General features: G+C 60.4%; 16 protein-coding genes. 7 read left to right on the top strand and 9 right to left on the bottom strand.

Annotated features, from left to right (window positions below; all coding sequences use genetic code 11):
- Window positions 1-30: 30 nt before the first annotated feature.
- Window positions 31-2826 (bottom strand): GNAT family N-acetyltransferase, encoded by a 2796-nt coding sequence (locus CLAC_RS11160; RefSeq protein ID WP_053412982.1) that lies wholly within the window; start codon window positions 2824-2826, stop codon window positions 31-33.
- 263 nt (window positions 2827-3089) lie between these two features.
- Here CLAC_RS11160 and CLAC_RS11165 point away from each other — a divergent pair, with 263 nt between their 5' ends.
- Together CLAC_RS11165 and mmsB are read left to right on the top strand one after the other, a co-directional pair.
- Window positions 3090-4616 carry a CoA-acylating methylmalonate-semialdehyde dehydrogenase gene (locus CLAC_RS11165; protein ID WP_053412983.1) on the top strand — a complete coding sequence of 509 codons (1527 nt, stop codon included), beginning with the start codon at window positions 3090-3092 and terminating at the stop codon, window positions 4614-4616.
- A 32-nt stretch (window positions 4617-4648) separates the two neighbouring features.
- Window positions 4649-5542 carry a 3-hydroxyisobutyrate dehydrogenase gene (mmsB, locus tag CLAC_RS11170; protein ID WP_053412984.1) on the top strand — a complete coding sequence of 298 codons (894 nt, stop codon included), beginning with the start codon at window positions 4649-4651 and terminating at the stop codon, window positions 5540-5542.
- A 72-nt stretch (window positions 5543-5614) separates the two neighbouring features.
- Here mmsB and CLAC_RS11175 read toward each other — a convergent pair whose 3' ends face one another.
- From CLAC_RS11175 to CLAC_RS11185, 3 genes are all read right to left on the bottom strand, one after another.
- Window positions 5615-6208 carry a TetR/AcrR family transcriptional regulator gene (locus CLAC_RS11175; RefSeq protein WP_053412985.1) on the bottom strand — a complete coding sequence of 198 codons (594 nt, stop codon included), beginning with the start codon at window positions 6206-6208 and terminating at the stop codon, window positions 5615-5617.
- A gap of 44 nt (window positions 6209-6252) precedes the next feature.
- The gene (locus CLAC_RS11180; protein ID WP_053412986.1) at window positions 6253-7536 is read right to left on the bottom strand and encodes an amino acid permease; all 1284 of its coding nucleotides are present in this window, start codon (window positions 7534-7536) and stop codon (window positions 6253-6255) included.
- Between the two features lie 145 nt (window positions 7537-7681).
- Window positions 7682-8737 (bottom strand): LLM class flavin-dependent oxidoreductase, encoded by a 1056-nt coding sequence (locus CLAC_RS11185; RefSeq protein WP_342669454.1) that lies wholly within the window; start codon window positions 8735-8737, stop codon window positions 7682-7684.
- Between the two features lie 98 nt (window positions 8738-8835).
- On the opposite strand from CLAC_RS11185, the gene CLAC_RS11190 reads away from it, so the two are divergent.
- Window positions 8836-9474, top strand: coding sequence for an NADPH-dependent F420 reductase (locus CLAC_RS11190; RefSeq protein ID WP_053412988.1), 639 nt, complete (start codon window positions 8836-8838; stop codon window positions 9472-9474).
- Between the two features lie 22 nt (window positions 9475-9496).
- Here the strand turns inward: CLAC_RS11190 and adhP are convergent, their stop codons facing one another.
- Window positions 9497-10558 (bottom strand): alcohol dehydrogenase AdhP, encoded by a 1062-nt coding sequence (adhP, locus tag CLAC_RS11195; protein ID WP_053412989.1) that lies wholly within the window; start codon window positions 10556-10558, stop codon window positions 9497-9499.
- A gap of 372 nt (window positions 10559-10930) precedes the next feature.
- Here adhP and CLAC_RS11200 point away from each other — a divergent pair, with 372 nt between their 5' ends.
- The 3 genes from CLAC_RS11200 (at window position 10931) to CLAC_RS11210 (ending at window position 16464) form a co-directional block, all read left to right on the top strand.
- Complete coding sequence (locus CLAC_RS11200) at window positions 10931-14308, top strand: heterodisulfide reductase-related iron-sulfur binding cluster (RefSeq protein WP_053412990.1); 3378 nt, start codon at window positions 10931-10933, stop codon at window positions 14306-14308.
- Window positions 14309-14500: 192 nt separating this feature from the next.
- Window positions 14501-15676, top strand: a complete 1176-nt coding sequence (locus CLAC_RS11205; protein ID WP_245621879.1) for a sensor histidine kinase — start codon at window positions 14501-14503, stop codon at window positions 15674-15676.
- Between the two features lie 149 nt (window positions 15677-15825).
- Window positions 15826-16464, top strand: a complete 639-nt coding sequence (locus CLAC_RS11210; RefSeq protein ID WP_053412991.1) for a response regulator transcription factor — start codon at window positions 15826-15828, stop codon at window positions 16462-16464.
- Window positions 16465-16550: 86 nt separating this feature from the next.
- Here the strand turns inward: CLAC_RS11210 and CLAC_RS11215 are convergent, their stop codons facing one another.
- The 3 genes from CLAC_RS11215 to CLAC_RS11225 are packed head-to-tail and all read right to left on the bottom strand — an operon-like array spanning window position 16551 to window position 18450.
- Window positions 16551-17141: a hypothetical protein gene (locus CLAC_RS11215; protein WP_053412992.1), complete on the bottom strand. Its 591-nt coding sequence runs from the start codon at window positions 17139-17141 to the stop codon at window positions 16551-16553.
- Window positions 17142-17151: 10 nt separating this feature from the next.
- Window positions 17152-17829: a hypothetical protein gene (locus CLAC_RS11220; protein ID WP_245621880.1), complete on the bottom strand. Its 678-nt coding sequence runs from the start codon at window positions 17827-17829 to the stop codon at window positions 17152-17154.
- 27 nt (window positions 17830-17856) lie between these two features.
- Window positions 17857-18450 (bottom strand): hypothetical protein, encoded by a 594-nt coding sequence (locus CLAC_RS11225; protein ID WP_053412994.1) that lies wholly within the window; start codon window positions 18448-18450, stop codon window positions 17857-17859.
- 621 nt (window positions 18451-19071) lie between these two features.
- Between CLAC_RS11225 and CLAC_RS11230 the strand changes: the two genes are divergently transcribed.
- Window positions 19072-19305, top strand: a complete 234-nt coding sequence (locus CLAC_RS11230; protein WP_082313393.1) for a hypothetical protein — start codon at window positions 19072-19074, stop codon at window positions 19303-19305.
- A gap of 5 nt (window positions 19306-19310) precedes the next feature.
- Here CLAC_RS11230 and CLAC_RS11235 read toward each other — a convergent pair whose 3' ends face one another.
- Entirely contained in the window at window positions 19311-19994 is a 684-nt protein-coding gene (locus CLAC_RS11235) for a CE1759 family FMN reductase (RefSeq protein ID WP_053412996.1), read from the bottom strand.
- Window positions 19995-20003: the final 9 nt, after the last annotated feature.

Here is a 20003-nt window from a genome sequence, read left to right on the forward strand (position 1 = left end):
CAACTCGCCCCCTCGCCTGGTCCCCCGTTACTAAAGCGCGCGTGCCGACGGATCGCGGTTCGTCCCCAGCGGCGCCACCTTTACACGAGCCCCGACAACGGACGTGGATTTTTCAGCGGCAACAACCGGATACAGCTCAACCTCGACAATGGACGGGTGGTCGTCAGCGAGTGCCGATAGCCGCATGATGATCTCCTCGACCTCTGTGAGATTGACCGGCGGCAACCCTCGCCCTCCCGTGAGCAATCCCGCCGACTTCAGCCCCAACAGCATCCTGCGAGCATCTGACCTGCGTAGAGGCGGAGCACAATAACTGACATCACCCAGCACCTCCGAGGCGAGTCCCGCCACTCCCACCGACGTCATCGGCCCGAGGGCCGCATCTTCTACGGAAGAAACAGTCAAGGTCGTCCCAGAGGGGACAGTGGCCTGGACGACTGGTTGCACAGCGGCAAGGTCCGAATCCGGATCAAGGCCGACCTCCCGCGCCATGGCCATCAGTTTCTTCCAGGCAAGCCTCATTTCCTCAGGTGAGGCGATGTGTCGAACCACGCTGGGAAGTTCGGGGCGCCCCTTGAAAACGCGGTTCGTGGACTTCAGCACGACATCCCAACTGAGTTGCCCCGCCGCTTCGATTGCTCCCTCGACACTTTCGACAGCCTGCCATGGCTCGACGTCTATGCCGTAGCAACCAAGGATTGCCGTGGCCTCAGCATCGCTGACCCAACGCCCGCCGGACGATTTGTGCCCATTGGACGCGCCTAACACTGACTGTGCCAACGCCTCCTCGACCAAGTGCTGCACGCTCTGCTTGGCATCTTCTTGGATGACGGGGAATTCATCCGCTGGCGTCGGCTTCGCCAGCTCACGGCGCCGCTGTGTCTCTGCTATCAGCGATATGGCCTCTAGCGCGTCGGCGTAATTGTCGATGACAGGAAGCTGCCCGAGCTCTTCCTCCCCGCAAGTGCCATCTTCACCAAAGCCGCAGGAAACGCCAAGACCACCGAAACCTACAAGGCTCGCAATTAGGGGCACCGACGAACCCGCAGCGGCGTGGTGATCGAGGACCGTGCTGGCGTCGGCAAGCAGCGGTTCCCCCGCCTCGGCAATAGTGACAACCACGGCATCAACGCGCGATTGCGCACACGGCGGAGCGCCGTCGCCGCCTGACCCGAGCAGCGCAGAAAGGGCCTGGTCGAGGGCGAGCACTGGATCCTCGACGGGCGATGCAGGAACAGGCACCGCGACCGGAGTCAGCCCGAAGCGCACCGCGGACTGCTCCATTTGATGCAGCAGCCCGGATGAGTTAGACACCACCGCGACACGTGAACCTCGCGGCACCGGCTGACGTGCCAGAATCTGCGCGACATTAAACATGGTCTCGCGACGCGACACCACCATCGCGCCCGTGCCGCGAATAACCTCGTCGACACCGGCAGCACCAATCTGCGCCAAGTCCACATCGCCGTAGTGACGGGCGTTGACCAAAGCCCGCGAGGGCATAAACACAATCACATGTTTGACCAGCGCCAATCGACGCAGCACGCGGAAGAATTTTCTCGGGTTACCGACCGCATCCAGCGATAGCAGGCAGACTCGGGTGCGCTCGTCAGTGCTCCAAAACTGCATCACGTCGTTGCCTGTGACATCAGAAAACAGCCCCGCGCCTAGGAAATTGCTCACTCCCGTTCCGTGTTGCAGCACCTGGGACAGCATCACGGTCGCCACACCCGCGGACTGCGCAAACACCCCAACGCCGCCCTGCCTGGGCATAGGCGCAGGCGTTGCATTCAGCGATACCGACGCCTCCGTGTTGACCAAGCCAAGCGCCGCCGGCCCCAGCGCCCGCAGGCCGTAATCGCGCGCCACATCCACCACTCGCTGCGCGCTTTCCGACGACACCCCGGGACTCACATTGCTAGCCAGAACTGCGACGCCGTAGGCATCGCGGCGGGCCGCGGCGGCCATCACTTCGTTCAGGACATCGAAGAGATCCGGAGACTGGGAGATGAGCACGAGGTCCGCTGTTATCTCCGGAGCCGCTGACTCAAGGGCCTTTGCAGGATTTCCGTCCGTGGCCTGCGCGGCAACCTCATGAATATCGCCGGTGAACCCCGCCCCCTTGAGAGTGGAGACCACCCCGGCGACGTCATCCGCCGGCCCCAGAACTGCGATGGAGCGCGGATGCAGGAGGCGCCGTAACGAGTTCGCTTCGGCTCGTTGCTCCCGACGCTCCATGACCTCCCTGGACACCGGCGACGTGGCGATTGCGAAGTCGACGGCAATCAGGCCGTCGGCAAGCTCTGGTTTTGCGGAATACCCTGCGCGGACGAAGGTCTGCACCATGTTGCGATTTTTCGGCAGCATCTCGGCGACAAAACGGTCAATGCCCTGCTCCCGGCCGACCTCCGCGAGATGCTCGAGGAGGATATTGCCGACGCCGCGGCCATGGTGGGAATCCTGAACCAGGAAAGCGACATCTGCGACGCGTTCTGGAAGCAGCTGCTCCACCAGGCGATAGGTGGCCACGCCGACGATGCGGGCACGGTCGGTGACTACAAGCGTCACGCGGTCGCGGCCATCGGCCCCGAGCCAGGCGCGCAGATCCTCCTCCGTGAGGTCCGGATGAGTGCCGAAAAAACGCAGATACTTGGAGCGGTCAGACACCCTCGCGTAGAAATTGCGCAGCTCAGCACGGTCAAATGCGGTAATTGGACGTAAGGTTGCGATACCACCGTCATTCAGGATGACATCCGCCTCCCATGCCCCGGAAGCCGACGCAGCGTGACTGCGCTCGCCGACATTTGTACCGTCTAGGCCACTCATGACCGACTACCTTTCGAGTCTTCTCCTGTGGTTTGGAAGCCAAGTAAAGCAGCACCCGCAGACTGGCGGGGGTAGTGAACACTGTCCACCCCAGCAAAAGAACTCCGAGTTTTTCTAAATCCCCAGTTCATGAACATTTGACGACAAACATACCGGGGGTGAAACGTGTTCTGCGTCACTAAAAATCTAGTTTCCAATCCGCCCCGTGAGTTAGCGTGACTGCAATCTTCCAAATAGTTCGCCCCCGGAAAGGAATCAATACTATGTCCGCACCGCGCAACATCGTCCACTACGTCTCCGGCCAGGCATGGGAAGGAACCACTGGCGCTTTCCAGCCCGTTCTCAATCCATCGACAGGCAAGGAGCAGGCGCAGGTCGCTCTTGCGAATAAGGCCGACGTAGATCATGTAATCGCCGAGACTGCTGAGGCCCAGCGCGCGTGGGGTGCAGCCAACCCGCAGAAGCGCATTCGCGTCATTATGCGCTGGATCCAGCTGATTCACGAGAACATGGACGAGCTCGCCCGCACCTTGTCGCTGGAGCACGGTAAGACCTTCCCCGACGCGAAGGGCGATATCCAGCGTGGCGTTGACGTTCTGGAATTCTCCCTCGGCGCACCCCACCAGCTGAAGGGCGAGTACTCCACCAACGTCGGCGCGGGCATCGATACCTACTCCATGCGCCAACCGCTCGGCGTCGTCGCAGGTATTACCCCGTTCAACTTCCCGGCCATGATTCCTCTGTGGAAGGCGGGCCCAGCTCTGGCCGCAGGTAATGGGTTCGTGCTGAAGCCCTCCGAGCGCGACCCTTCCGTTCCGGTACGCCTCGCCGAGCTGTTTATTGAGGCAGGCGGCCCGGAGGGGGTGTTCAACGTAGTCCACGGAGGCAAGGACGCGGTCGACGCCATCCTGAACTCCGACACCATCAAGGCCGTCGGTTTCGTGGGCTCCACCCCGATTGCCCAGTACATCTATAAGCGTTGCGCTGCCACCGGCAAGCGCGCCCAGTGCTTCGGCGGCGCGAAGAACCACGCAATTGTCCTGCCAGATGCGGATATCGAGGCCACCGCTGACACCATCATCGGCGCTGCATTTGGCTCCGCCGGCGAGCGCTGCATGGCTCTGTCGGTCGTCGTGCCCGTCGGCAGGGACACCGCGGACCGCCTGGCCGAGGCCATTGCCCGCAAAACCCCGGACCTGAACGTTGGCCACTGCCTCGACCCGAAGGCGGACTTCGGCCCGCTGGTCACCGCCGATGCCCGCGACCGAGTCAACCGCCTCATCGGCGAGGGCATCGAGGCCGGGGCCGACCTTGTCATTGATGGCCGCAGTCTGGACATGTCGAACCAAGAGTTCGAGGGCGAGCCGCTTGCCGACGGCTTCTTCGCCGGCCCGTCCTTCTTCGACAACGTAACCCGTGACATGAGCATTTACACCGAGGAAATCTTTGGGCCTGTGCTGTGCATGGTGCGCGCGGAGACCCTGGAGGAGGCAATCTCCCTGCCGGATGAGCACATTTACGGCAATGGCGTGGCGATTTTCACTTCTAACGGCGGCGCAGCACGCGACTTCGCCGAGAAGGTCCAGGTCGGAATGGTCGGCATCAACGTGCCAATCCCGGTTCCGATTGCGTACCACACCTTTGGCGGTTGGAAGGCATCCGGCTTCGGTGACCTCAACCAGCACGGCCCGGACTCCTTCCGCTTCTACACCAAGACCAAGACCGTCACCACCAAGTGGCCGGACGAGTCGCATGCAGGCCCCCAGTTCACCATGCCGGTCATGAACTAACCCGGCCCAGAAGAAGAAAGGACTTATCCACCATGAGCACTATCGCATTCATTGGACTCGGAAAAATGGGCGGCCCCATGGCCGCGAACCTCGCCAAGGCAGAACACGACGTCCGGGGCTTCGACCTTTCCGATCAGGCCCGCGCCGCAGCCGAGGAAGCCGGCTCTACCACCTTCGATTCGGCAGTTGCGGCCGCCGAAGGCGCCGAAGTAGTTATCACCATGCTCCCGAACGGCGGCCTGGTCAAGCAGGTTATCGGGGAGATTCTCCAGAGCACGGAAGACTCCGCTCAGAAGCCGGGCCTCTTCATCGACTCCTCCACCATCGCAGTCACCGAAGCCCGAGAAATTGCTGAGCTCGTTCAAGCCGCTGGCTCCCACTTCGTTGACGCTCCGGTCTCTGGGGGCATGTCGGGAGCACAGGCCGGCACCCTGGCATTCATGGTCGGAGGCGACAGCGCCGACTTCGATGCCGCTCACCCGTTGCTCGAGGTCATGGGCCGCTCGATTACCCACTGCGGTGGTATCGGCAATGGACAGGCAGTCAAGGCCTGCAACAACATGATTCTCGCAGTCCACCAGATTGCGCTTGCGGAGGCACTTGTGCTCGGTGAGCGACTTGGACTCGACCACCAGGCGTTTTTCGACGTTGTCTCCAACGCCACCGGCGCTTCCTGGGCGCTAACCACCAACGCCCCGGTCCCCGATGTGGTCCCCACCTCCCCGGCGAACAACGACTTCGCCCCGGGCTTCGCCTCGGCGCTCATGCTCAAGGACCTCAAGCTGGCAATGGCCTCTGCCGAAAAGACCCACACCGACACCACCTTGGGCCGCATCGCCGCTGGTCAGTACGCCGACTTCGTCGACGCGGGCAACGGTGGGCTGGACTTCTCCGCAATCATCAACGAGATCCGCGCCAAGAAGTAGGCACCTTTCCCGCCACGTATTGCGCCAGTTTTCGCTTGGCCATGTCGCAACGTTCGCGACGTCGGCAAGCGGCTAGTCGCTTCCATCAATAATCGACTGGAATATCCCGGCGTAGTGATCCTCCACGGCGGCCTGGTCCAGCAGGCGGAACTCCGAATCGCCGAAGCGACGCATCAGGGATAACCCGAGAATCAGCGCCAAGGCTGACTGAGCCCGAAGCTCCGGCGAAGGGTTAGGGTGCGGCGCCTCATCCCTAATGCGCCGCGCCAACACCTCGAGAAGATCCGTGCGGATTTTCTTGCCGATTGCGCTGAGTGTGCCATCATCGCCGCTGGCTACAGATATAGTCCGGGCCATCGAGTAATGAGCGGTATGTGGCGCGGTCAGGGTTTCCACGACAGCGGTCCGCCCCAGGCGATCAAACGGTCCCGCGAAAAGCTGCGAAGAAGAGGCTGTGAAGTCCACCGTCTGGGCGAACAAGGTCTGCTTGTTCTGGAAGTGCTTGACGATCAGCGCCACGCTGACCTGGGCCTCTGCAGCAATGTCGCGCAAAGACACATTCCCATAGGCGTCCAGGCTGAACAGACGCTGCGAGCACACCAAAATGCGCGTGCGCGTATCCGATGGCTGTGCGACTTCGGTGGAGTCTTCGGGACGGTGCGACATGCAGCAATTCTATCCGCGGGGACACACCACTATGCCCAACTCCCCTAGTTGAAAATGCCCCACACGGTCGCGATGAGAACAACGACGCCCATCGCGGCCACAAAGTAGTTGCTGGTAGCCCCACGGAACCGGCGGAGAGCCTCGACCTTACGGATCGCCACCATGGGCAACAAGTAGGTCATAAAGGCGAAGAAAATGCCGCCCACCAGCGAAATCATGTCCAAAATCGACGGGTTGAAAACACCGACCAGCGTCGCACAGACGAAGATAAAGAAGTAGGTCGCCAGGTCGAGAGAGCGCCCACTCTTCCCGCTCTTTTCGCCCATTCGCTTGACGACGCCCGGCGCCGCCACCCGGGCCAGGTACTGGGTGCCTTCCACGGTACCCAGAGCGTGGCCGAAGTAGGACGAAGCAATGGCGCAGACGACGATGATCGGCGCGATGTAAGCCATGAACGGCGTGCCGGTTACGTTGGCGAAATAGGACAGGACGGGGAGGTTCTGGGCCTCCGCCTCACGCATGCCGTCCGCACCCAGCGCCAGCGCGCAGGACCAAACGAAGAACATGGTGAAAACGGTCAGCAGCAGCGTGGAGTAACCAATTACTCGGCTGGACTGCTGCTGGTGATCCGGGCCATACTCGTTCTCCATCCCCAGCGAGAATTGCGACAGCGCCGCGACGAAGCTAAACGAGAACACCAGCACTGGCAGGATGAGAATTACCGAGGTAACAACGCCCCAGGCGGATGTGTCGCCGGCCTGCATGAAGGACTCGAGGTCCCACTTCGGAATCAGGTAAACGGACACCGCGGCCAGAGCAATGATTAGCGGGTAGACAACAAACTGGGCAACTGCGAGCATGATTCGTCGGCCGAAGGCGAGCCCGGCTGTCATTAGGCCAACGAGCACAGGCGCGAGCACCCAGCGTGAGAGCTCCGGCCCGCCGAGCTGGTTGACAATGAAACTCTCGACCGTATTTACGATGCTCACGCCGTAGATAAGGACGACGGGAAAAATGGTGAACCAATAAATCGCCGCGAGTACCAGCCCGGCGCGCGGTCCGAAGAACTCGCGCAGGACTTCCAGTACGTCCTTGCCCTGCGTCGGCGAGTACCCGACCATCCTCTCGAAGGCACGATGCGCGAAGAACGTCATCGGGCCGATCAGAACCGTAGCGATAAGCAGCGGCCAGAACCCGAAGCTGCCCGCGTTGATGGGTAGGAAGAGGATTCCGGCGCCGACGGCCGTGCCGAATAGCGTGATGGTCCACTGGGCGTTGACGCGCTTCTTCGCCTGCGGGACGGAAGAAGAGGCAAGTTTTCCGGACATGGTGAGCCTTTCACGAGCGACCTCACCTGTGCGGAGGCCGCTCTTGCGCCAGGGTCACACTTGGTGCCGTGTTACCTGGCTTACATTTCGTACCCAGATAACAATATTCGTATTGGCGTAGCTCGCCAATTCCCCTTTTGGCGACCTACTCCCCGTCCGCAATCATGTCACGCACCATCGGCACGACCTTAGTGCCGTATAGCTCGATACTTTTCAGAATCGCCTCCTGCGAACCGGTACCGATTTTCAGGTCGAAGGAGTCCGCGCCCAGGGCCTTGATTCCCTTCGTGATCTTGCGAGCCACCGTCTCCGGCGAGCCAACAAAAAGTGCACCGCTGCGCAGCTCGTGATTGAAGCGCTCCGGAGTCATCGCGCCCCAACCACGCTCATTGCCCAGGCGGGTGACGTGCGCGACGTGCTTTTCATAGAACGCCTCGACCGCCTCCTCGTCGGTGTCAGCCACCAACCCGTGGCTGTGCCACCCCACGGACTTGCCCGGCTCGTGGCCGAACTCTTCCTGGGCGCGCCGATACAGGTCGGCGAATGGCGCGAACCTGCTCACGGCACCGCCGATGATGGCCAGCCTGAGCCCCAGGTCGTGCTTCGCCGCGCGCACCACAGACTGCGGCGAACCGCCAACCGCGACATAAATCGGCATCTTATCCTTGTCCAGCGGAGGCCAGATTTCCTGCTCCTCAAGACTCTGGGTGTGCTTACCCTGCCAGGTAACAGGCCGATTATTCACAATCTCGACGAGCATGCCCAGCTTCTCTTCGAATAGCTCCTCGTAATCAGACAGGGAGTAGCCAAAGAGCGGGAACGACTCAATAAAGGACCCGCGCCCAACCGTCAGCTGTACGCGATTGCCCGACAGCGCCTGAATAGTAGAAAAGCGCTCGTAAATACGCACCGGGTCATCCGAGCTCAGCACGATAACCGCGGTGCCGAGATGAATGTTCTCAGTGACGCCGGCAATGTGAGACAGCACGGTATCCGGCGCACTAATTCCGTAATCATCGCGGTGATGCTCACCGACATTAAAGGTGTAGAGCCCAACCTGGTCTGCGAGTTTCGCCTGTTCAACTACATTTTTAAGCCCCTTGACGTAGTCACCATCCGTAACATCGCCGAAGGTGTCGAGGCCAAACTTGAGGTCTTCCGGATTTACTAGCAAATTTTGTTGACGTGTCATATTATCCATAACTAGAACAATACAACGCTTATTCCCGAGCCGAAACGCGGGCCGACAACCGCTTACCCCCGCCCCACTCACAATCATCACCACGAAGGACAAAATCCATGAACGCAACCACCCCACCGGACATTCAGACCATCGGCATCGTAGGCGTCGGCAAGCTGGGCTCCGCTCTCGGACAAGTCGCCGCCGCGGCTGGCTTCAAAATTCTCACCACATCCCGCCCGGGCCCCATGCGCGAGGCAATCATCTCCACCGTGCTGCCCACCGCCACCGTCGTCGACTATGAAGAGCTAGCTTCGCTTGCCGACGTCGTCATCTTCGCGATCCCGAATACACAGGTGGCGAACTTCGACCTTTCCAAAGTACGCGGAACAATTATCGACGCCACCAACCCCTGGGAGGCCACCGGAACCGACTCCGCAGAGTCCGTAACAACGGCGGACCTCGCCAAGCGATTCCCAGGGGCCCACATCGCCAAGACACTAAACCACGTCTCCTACGAGGAACTGCTTAGCGATTACCGAACCCCGGAAGAAATCGCCGAAGGCGCGCCGCGCCGAGCGATCGCAGTCATGTCGACAGACCCTGCGGCCCTCGAGGCCGCACGAGCAACAGTCGAAGCCTTCGGATTTGAACCGGTGCCCGTTGACGTGAGCGTCGGCAAGCGATTCAGACCCGACGGCGACCTTTTCGGAGTATGGCTATCTGCAGACCAGATGAGGCAGGCGGTCGAGGAATAGAGGCGCCGACTAGAGCCTAGGACTAGTAGCGAATGGCCATGCGACCATCAATCTTGCCCTGCCGCATCAGCTCGAAGACATCGTTAATTTCGTGCAGCGAGCACTCCTTAACGGTCGGCTTGACCAGCCCGCGGGCGTAGAAGTCGAGAGCCTCGGCCATATCCTGGCGCGTGCCGACCAGCGAACCACGAATAGTGAGATTGCGGAAGACAATGTCGAACACACTCGCCGGGAACTCCCCCGGCGGAAGGCCATTGAAAACAATGGTTCCATCGCGGCGCGCCATACCAAGAGCCTGGCCGAACGCATCCTTATGGACAGCAGTGACCAGAATGCCGTGAGCTCCACCATCGGTATAGGCCTGAACCGCCTGGACCGGATCCTCATCCTTGGCGTTCACCACAAACTCGGCACCCCACTCCTTTGCGTGGTCGAGTTTGTCTTCCGCGATATCCACTGCAATAACGCGCATACCCATCGCCTTGGCGTACTGGACCGCCAAATGCCCCAATCCACCGACGCCAGAAACCACCATAAACTGCCCCGGCTTCGTCTCGGAAACCTTGAGACCCTTATACACAGTCACGCCGGCGCAGAGAATCGGCGCAGCCTCCAGGTAGTCCACGCCCTCCGGTATACGAGCGGCATACCGCGTGTCGACCAGCATGTACTCGCCAAAGGAACCGTCCTGAGTATAACCGCCATACTCGGCGTCGTTGCACTGAGTCTCGCGGCCGGTCCGGCAGTACTCACAGTCACCACACGCGGACCACAGCCATGCATTGCCAACAATGTCACCCACACTGACCGAATGCTTTCCAGGGCCAAGCTCGATCACCTCGCCGATTCCCTCATGCCCCGGAATGAAAGGCGGCTCCGGCTTCACCGGCCAGTCTCCCTCTGTCGCATGCAGGTCAGTGTGGCAGACGCCGGAGGCAATCAACTTCACGAGCGCCTGATTCGGCCCCGGCTTTGGCAGATCGACGTCGCGAACATTGAGGTTTGGCCCGAATTCATCAACAACTGCGGCAGTGAACTGGGACGATTGCCCGGAACGGACACGGTCTGGCTGCACGGAGGTCATGATCAATCAACTCCTTGATTGGTCGGAAAACAACTGACGTACAACCCCACGCTTTTTGAAAACGGTTTGCATTAGCATATTTCGTTTCGTTTGTAAAACTGTGGGGCGCAAAAGTTAGCATAAAGTGACGCACGCCACGCTGTACACCCTTATTTTTCTAATGGAACATATTTAGAGCATGATCCGGGGCGGAATTAAGAAACCCATTCGTTGCGAAAATCGCCGAAAACACGCAGGTTACACCACATAGCCATGATTTCAGCACTAATTACGGCGTTAGTTATGTACGCGTCCGTGGCTCGTGATACAACTCACAAGAGAACTATTTTCACTCAGCCATCACCCTGGCTGAGCCAGCCCAGAAGGAACATCATGAGCGTGCTCAACCTCGCCGAGGCGGCGACTGAGACGGCAATGATCCCGGAATCTACCGGTTTCACCGTCGCAGTCGGCGTCATTGGCGTCCTCTTGTCCCTGCCCTGCTGGTTCGTCTTCATCAAGGGCTTCACCCACATGGTGAAGACCATCATGGTGGGCCAGAAGACCTACGGTCACACCGGTGATTGGGGATCGCGAATCTGGACCACGATCCGCGAGATCGTCGGCCACACCAAGATGAGCAAGAAGCCGGGCGTAGCCGTGGCCCACTGGTTCGTCATGGTCGGATTCCTCCTCGGATCACTCGTCTGGTTCGAGGCATACATCCAGACCTTCTGGCCTGCCGGCGGCTGGCCGATCCTAAAGGACCTGACGCTGTGGCATTTCGTCGATGAAATCCTGGGTGTCGGCACCACCCTGGGCATCCTGGCGCTGATCATGGTCCGCCAGACCAACCTGGGCAAGGAGCGCCTGAGCCGCTTCTACGGCTCCAACGCGGGCGCCGCCTACTTCGTCGAGGCCGTCGTCCTCATCGAGGGCCTGGGCATGGTCATGGTGAAGGCCGCCAAGCTGGCCACCTACGGCGAGCACGGCCACACCGGATCTGAAGTCTGGAACTGGGCGAACTTCGTCACTGGCGGCATCGCACAGGTTCTCCCCGCCTCCCACGTGATGGTCTCCATCTTCGCGCTGATCAAGCTGCTCTCCGGCATGATTTGGCTGTTCGTCGTCGGACGCAACCTGACCTGGGGAGTCGCATGGCACCGCTTCCTGGCGTTCGCCAACATCCTGCTGCAGCGCAACGCCGACGGCTACAACGCCCTGGCCGCAGCGAAGCCGATGACCTCTAAGGGCGAGATTCTGAACCTGGAAGAAGCCGACCCAGAGGTCGACTCCATGGGTACCGGTGTGGTCACCGACCACTCCTGGAAGGCCCTGCTGGACTTCACTTCCTGTACTGAATGTGGCCGCTGCCAGGAGCAGTGCCCGGCATGGAACACAGCCAAGCCGCTGAGCCCGAAGCTTCTGGTCAACCGCCTGCGTGACCACGCATACGCTTCCGCCCCGTACCTGCTGGCTGGCGAGACTATCGAGGGCGCTCGCGAGGGTGAAGGCGCTGGTGCCGCACTGCTGACCAAGTCGCTGGTCGGCGACGGCGAAGAGGGTGTCATCGACCAGGATGTTCTGTGGTCCTGCACCAACTGTGGCGCCTGCGTCGAGCAGTGCCCGGTGGACATCCAGCACATCGACCACATCGTCGATATGCGCCGCTACCAGGTCCTGGTCGAGTCGGAATTCCCGACCGAGCTGGCCGGCCTGTTCAAGAACCTCGAGACCAAGGGCAACCCGTGGGGCCAGAACGCCTCTACCCGCGCCGACTGGATTAACGAGGTCCGCAAGGACGGCGTCGTCGTCCCAGTCTGGGGCGAGGATGTCGAGAGCTTCGACGCTACCGAGTACCTGTTCTGGGTCGGCTGTGCCGGTGCCTACGACGACAACGCGAAGAAGACCACCAAGGCCGTCGCCGAGATGCTCTACACCGCCGGTGTGAAGTACGCGGTACTGTCCCAGGCAGAGGGTTGTACTGGTGACTCCGCACGCCGTGCCGGTAACGAGTTCCTGTTCCAGATGCTCGCAGAGCAGAACATCGAGCAGCTCTCCGAGGTCTTCGACGGTGTCCCGCCGAAGCAGCGCAAGATCGTTGTCACCTGTGCGCACTGCTACAACACCTTCAAGAACGAGTACCCGGAGCTGGGCGGCCAGTACGAGGTCGTCCACCACACCCAGCTGCTGAACAAGCTGGTCCGAGCTAATCGCCTGCAGCCGGTTGCCTCCGGTCAGGGTCGCGAGGTCACCTACCATGACCCGTGCTTCCTGGGCCGCCATAACAAGGTCTTCGAGGCACCGCGTGAGCTGATCGGGGCATCCGGCGCGAACCTCGTCGAGATGCCGCGCAACAAGAACACCGGCTTCTGCTGTGGTGCAGGCGGCGCGCGCATGTGGATGGAAGAGACCATCGGCCAGCGCATCAACGTCAACCGCACTGAGGAGGCCGTCGCCACCGGCGCCGAGGCCATCGCGATTGGCTGCCCGTTCTGTAAGACGATGATGACCGACGGTGTCAACAACGTCGTCGAAGAGGACGAGAAGAAGCCAGAGGTTCTGGATATCGCCCAGATGATCCGCGATTCTGTGCTTGTCGACGGCGCGTTGCCGACCGCCCGCGAGCCGGAGTGGATGGAACAGCCCGAGCGCGGCTGGGTCGATCCGAAGAAGGCCGAAGAGGAAGAGCGTGCTCGCCTCGAAGCCGAGGAGGCAAAGCGCAAGAAGGCAGAGGAAGCGGAAAAGAAGAAGGCTGAAAAGGCTGCAGCCGCAGCTGCTGGTGGCGCTGCTGCCGCTGGAGCAGCAGGCGCTGCCGCCGCTAAGTCCGGTGCTCCGACTCCAGGCGGCGCAAAGGGCGCTCCCGCACCAGGTGGCGCTCCCAAGCCAGGCGCCGCAAAGTCCGGCGCACCGACCCCAGGCGGCGCAAAGGGCGCTCCCGCACCGGGCGGCGCTCCCAAACCAGGCGCCGCAAAGTCCGGCGCACCGGTTCCAGGTGGCGCTAAGTCTTCCGGCGCACCGGTTCCAGGCGGTGCCAAGGGCTCTCCCGCACCGGGTGGCGCACCCAAGCCAGGCGCCGCAAAGTCCGGCGCACCGGTTCCAGGTGGCGCTAAGTCCGCTGCTCCGAAGGCAGTGGCTCCCGCAGCAGAGGCAGAGGCTCCGGCTGCCGAGGCCACCGAAGCGCCGGCTGCGGCTACCAAGGGTGGCGCTCCGGTTCCGGGTGGCGCCCGAAAGGGTGCTCCTATCCCGGGCGGCGCCCGCAAGGCTGCCGCTGCCCCGAAGGCTGAGTCTGCATCTGCACCGGAACCTGCACAGGAAGCCGCTGCTGCCGAGCCGGAGACTCCCGCAGTCGAGGCAGAGGCTCCGGCCACACCGGCTGCCAAGACCGCCTCCGGCGCACCGGTTCCGGGTGGTGCCCGAAAGGGTGCTCCTATCCCGGGCGGCGCCCGCAAGGCTGCCGCGGCGGCTACGGCCGCTACCGCTGGTACCGCAGCCGCTGCTGCAACCACCAGCTCTGACGAGGCACCCTCCGTCAACGCTGAGGACACCGCACCGGAGTCCTCCGAGGACGCCGTCCAGGAGCCCCAGGCAGGTCAGGGTTCCACGGCTACCGAGACGCCTGCTGCTGAGGAGACTCCCGCTGCGGAAAATGCCGAGCCCGCTGCCGAGGAGGCACAGCCGGCAGAGACCGAGGCACCGTCGGCAAGCGGCGCGGACCTACCGCGCAACGAGCACGGTGTCCCGATTCCAGGATCGGCACGTCGCAAGTAAGGCGTAAATAGAGTGCCTTAAACGACACACAACATAATCCGCCCGAGGCGAGCATGCGAACAGCTCTCCCTCGGGCGGATTTTTCATGCCCATCCGACTTCCCCCTCCCCTACCCCGACCCCACAACAAAGCAATATATTTAGACCCGACATACTCGCCTTCGCAGCTTCCCAGCCAGAGAGGACCACCACGGTGAACCTGAGACGACTGGTGCACAAGACCAAGAAATTCCTTTCCATTCCCGGAATCTTGGAAACGCTCTTCGCATTCGTCCTGACTGTCTCCGACATCTTCTTTGTGGATCATCAGCGCGCCATCCCGCTGCTGGCCATCTTCGGCGGCGTCCGCATCGTGTTGGTGTCCATCTCCGCGTTCCTACCCCTGTTTGCGGCATTCCTCGTGCCCGCCAGTTATCTCGCGTTCGCATACCTCCCCAATGAGCAGGCTCCACTCCAAATCTTTTGCGCGCTACTGGCCGTAGAGGTCATGAGGTCGGTGGGCAAGGCCCGGCTCGCACGCATCACGGCTATCCTTCTCTGGTCAATCTCCAACTACGACACTGTTGAGCACACTTTCGCCCGCGACCTAGTCGCGACTTCCGTGACGACGGTGCTCTTCCTCGTCGCATACGGCATCGGCGCCATGCGCCACAACAATAAGAAGCAGGCCGAGGAAGCCAAGAACGAGGCGAAGGAAGCGCTTCACCAACAGCGCCTGGAGTTGGCTACCTTCTTGCACGACTCCATCGCGAAGTCCTTTACCCGGGTCACCATGCAGTCGCAGTCCCTAGCCATTGAGTTCGAGGACGACAATCCCGAGCTGGTCAGCAACCTCAACGACATCGCAGAGACATCGCGCGAGGGGCTCCTGCAGTTGCGCCAGCTCCTCGCCCTGCTCAAGAGCAACGACGATGATTCTGAAGAGTCGCTGCCCAGCGCTATCGGCCAGGACGAGCCCATTCCGACGGTGGACAAGGTTCTCGCCCAGGCCAAGCGTGAGCTCGAGGCTGAGGGTTTCATAGTCTCCCTGTCCTCAAATCTCGGTTCACAGCCAACGCTGTCTCAGATATCAGAGGTCATCGCACCTGCGATATCAGAAGTGTGCACCAACATCGAAAAATACGGCGCTGCCAAATCCGAGGTCCAAATTTTTGCTACAGGCAATCGTGACGAGGGCTATACGGTCACGGTCCGAAACCGGATTGCGCCGAGCCCCAACCTTCTCCCCCGCGCCGTGCTCTCCAGCGGGTTCGGTTTGGCGTCTCTGCGCCGTCGCACTCGACTGCTTTCCGGCACGATTGAAACGGATAAGAACAACGACATCTGGACGACAACCATTACTCTGCCCGCGCCGAAAGATAGCCTTTAGTTCCAAAGAAATCAGGGGCTAGACCTGGCGGAGCTGCGTATACTCACTTATGATTACACAGTTGTTCATATCAAAATATCTAAATTGCATCCCCGGGCAGTCCGCGCAATCAGCGGATCCTTTCTCTTAGCCCAGCGAAAGGCTATTTCATGTCTGAGATCAAGGTCTTCATCGTCGACGATGATCCCCTAGTCCTCTCTTCGCTGCAAACATATTTCAAAAAAGCCCCACACATCACCGTTGTGGGCGAGGCTAACGACGGCCATGAGGCCCTGAACGTCATCTCCAAGGGCGGAATCGACGTTGTCCTTACCGACATCCACATGCCCAAGATGGACGGCGTCGAGCTCCTCGAACGCATCCAGAAGGTGGCCGAGCCGCCTAAGTTTGTCGCCATTACCTCGTTCGACACCGACGAGACGATGATTAAAATCCTGAGCCTCGGCGGCAACGGCTACATTCTCAAGACCGCGCGCCCAGAGTCCATCATCAGCACCATCGAGGACGTCATGCAGGGCGGAACGGTGATTTCCCCAGTCTCTGCGACCCGCCTGATCAAGACGCTTCCTACCCAGGGCATCGGCTCTTACCACGTCACCAATGCCGAAGAGGAAGTCCTGAAGCTCATCTGCAAGGGCATGTCGAACCACGACATCGCCAAGGAGCTGGGCAAGTCGCCCGGCACCGTGAAGAAGCACCTGTCCAGCCTCTTCAATAAGTTCGGGGCATCCTCGCGCCTGGACCTAGCACTAAAGGCGATTGACGCCGGGTTTAAGACCAAGGACTAATCGACCAAAGTCTCTTTCCCGACGTCAACCGCCCCTCGTGGAACAACTCGCAGGGCTTGAAGTCCTCAACTCCCCGCGAGTGCCTGTTATTGGATGGTCACCTCGACATGGCGCTCACGCGGAGCGACACCAAAGTAGGACTTACCAGTTGGCTCCCATGTCTTTGACTTGCCGCAGCGTACGGACTGCCCCGCGAATTCATCAACCAGGAATCCCCAGCTAAGGCGACCTGTCTCCCCCGCCCCCACCTCGTAGGGGCCAATCTTCTGCCCAAGGCTCCACACCATCTCGCGGGAGTATTCCCACTCGTACTTGCGATTGAGTTCCTGCCCGACCTTCGCATTCACGGTGATGTTGGTCCACCACTTCTTCGACTTCGACTCCTTAATCGTCTGAGTCAGCGGAAGCGGTGCGTCTCCGGTGGTGTTGGCGGTCGAAACGACTCCCTCGACATCAAAGCGCGAGCCTGTGACCTCGACAAACTCCGACATCGCGCCAGGGGCCTCGCAGACCGTGCCGGGCTTCGGCCCCTGATCCACCGCAGCTGGCTTCGCCACCGGCACCCATTCCTCAGGCTGTAGCGGCTCGCCAGGCGTAGGTGCCGCCCCCGCCACAGCAGTTCCCAGGCCGAGGGAGGTGAGCGTCGTCAAGCACAAAGCGATTACACGCGTCTTCATTAGATCTCTCCTAGTCATTAATGCTTGCCGACGCCGGCCCACCGTCGCCCGAGTTTCCACTCACCGGGGCCCACTGTTGACGGTGCTTACCCTCCTTCGTGGTCTTATGCCAGACCACGAAACGAGTCGACGGACCCTTGCCGTTATACTCGCCGAAATAGGGTTCGCCGCGCCAGGTTCCCGACTTGGGGTCGCAAGTACGAACGCGGCCGATGAAGGACTTCATGTGCACCCCATAATCCGCGCGCACGGTCTCGCCGGGATTGACAGTCACTGGCCCCAGCTTGTCGCCTACAGCCCATTCACTAACTCTGACGATGCCGTAACGCGATTTCACCCCGTGGAAGAAAATATCCCACATGTTGCCGGAGCTCATCGCCTTAACAGACTCATTAACCCCCTCAGTCACTTCCAATGTGTACTCAATTGGGCGATCGCTGCGGTTGGTGAATGAATTAGTGCCGTTGTAGCGGTCCCACTCGTCGGTGACCCACTGCTCCCAAGGGTGATAGTTCGCATCGGTCTCCGGGTTACATTTATCAGTATTGACGAAGCCTGCGTGGTGCTCATCCTGGTCAGGAGTCTGTGTCAACGGTGTTGCAGCGGCAGTCGTCGCGGCCAGAGGAAGTGCACTGGGAAGGAGGCTCGCCGCGACCATCGCGGCAGCCACAAACGTCCGTGATTTCATTTTCAGCATTGAGCTACCCCTGCCTTGCTAGACAGCGAACTCGGTGACCTGAGGCTTTGCGCCGTCGACGGAACGATCCGACTCATTAGTGCGCATGGACACGCGAACGTGGCGCTCCTTCGGGATGGTGCCCCAGAACGGACGACCTGCGTCGACCCACTTACCGCCCTGGCAGCTAAGGTGGGTGCCCTCGAACTTCTGGTTCAGGAAGCCGTACTGCAGGACGCCGGTGTAGCCGGGCTTGACCGGGTACGGGCCGAGCGTCTGGCCGACCTCCCAGGCCTGACTGGACTTGTATCCGGAGCTGAGGCTGACGTGGAAAAGCTTGAGCAGGTCGAAGTCAACAGACCCACCGACGTTCCACTCCTTGGTCTTGCCCTCCTTGAGGGTCTGGGTCAGAGGGAGATCAGTGTCGCCGTAGTTAGCGACAGTGGCGGTGCCTTCGATTTCAAAATCGGTACCGACAATCTTCAGCGACTGTCCCTGCTGCCCCTCAACGGTGCAGGTTCCACCGAGCTCGCCGGGGGTCGGCTGAGCTGAGGCATGGGCGCTAGGAGCGAGGACAGCGGAGGAAACTGCAATTAGCGCGGCGACAGATCCGCTCAGGAGGGTCTTCTTCATTTTGCGGAAAATCCTTTCGAGGTAATGAGGTGACGAGAGTGAAACCGGGACCAGATTGTGACCAGGCTCGGATCAATCCACGCCCTAACACCGATAAAACTAGCCCCATAATCATCCTTTAGTAGGTCACAGTCGGCCACTATCAGTGTTCAACTAAGACTTGCCCCATAGCCAAAAAAGTACCGCCAGCACCGCCAGCCCAGACCTCAAGATAGAAACTTATACCCCCCCCTAACAGGCGAAATATAATTTACCCAGTTGGAATTACGCTTACCCCACCCGGCTTAAAACAAAACCAGTCGGTACATATATTCGCCCTAAAGTACCCATCAACTAGAGAAGCATCCACCGACTAAAAGGCACCCTAACCCACTCTTTAGCTACCCACGATTTAGGTGCCCCCCCTCAATGCCTAAAAGGCTCGTACTCCGTGCGCAGATACGAGACTTACTGTCAAATCATCGGCACCAAAAAACTATACAAATATTGCCGAAGTGCACCGCCACCGCTACGATGATTGCATTATCAAACTTGACACTGCCCAGGCGAATGAAGCAGTTGCACTCTCTTACCACCAGCAACTGCCCCGCACCAGGGCTCTACTCTTTTGGAGTGACCGAAATGATTGGAAGCGCATCCTCTCTAGCTAGTGCAATGATTTCCGCGACATTGTCCCTAGGCACGATTGGTGGACTCCCCACCACCCCAGATGCCCCGACCACTCCGGCACCGACCACCACTCAGGCCGCAGCCGCTTTGCAGACCAACGCTGAGAAGCCCTACATGGCCACTAAAAAGTACGCCATGGCCGACACCTTCTCCTGCGATTTCTACGACCTGCCCTGGTGCCGCTAGCCCGATTACAAGGTTCCATCGTGGCCGGAAAGTAGCGACTCAAAATCGGCCACTCTTGGGTTCACCTGCGTATTAGTACTATGCCGGTGGTTATTGCTAGCCCCGACACCATCGGCGAAATCAGGTCCGAAACCCACCACCGCAGAGCGCACATTCACCAGGTACTCAGCCAGCTCGCGAGCCGCACGCGTCGCGCGGCGGCTCATCATCTCACCGCCAACCGCTGAGCCAAAATCATCAGTAGTGGCAAAAACAGCCGTCGGCATCACAGTTGCACGTAGGTAGCTAAACAGTGGGCGCATGGCATACTCAGTCATCAAAGAGTGTCGGGCCGTGCCCGCAGTTGCGGCCACGACGACCGGCATTGAAGTCAAAGCGTCCTTATCCAGGGAGTCAAAAGACATCTTGAACAGGCCGGAGTACGATGCCGCGAACACAGGAGTCGCAGCAATTAGACCATCGGCCCCGCTGACTTTGTCCAAGGCCTCACGCAGGGACTCGTCGTAAAGCCCCGCAGACATGACTGTTCCAAGACTCATAGCGAGTTTACGCAGTTCAACATATTCAACCTCGAGCCCCTCGCCGCGCTTGGAGACCTGCGCTTGCACGGCCTCAGCAATGCGGTTAGCGAGCATGCGAGTGGTCGACGGGTTGGATACGCCCGCGCTGACAACCACTAGCTTTTTCATGGTTTCACC

It is taken from the genome of Corynebacterium lactis RW2-5 (assembly GCF_001274895.1).
GTDB lineage: Bacteria > Actinomycetota > Actinomycetes > Mycobacteriales > Mycobacteriaceae > Corynebacterium > Corynebacterium lactis.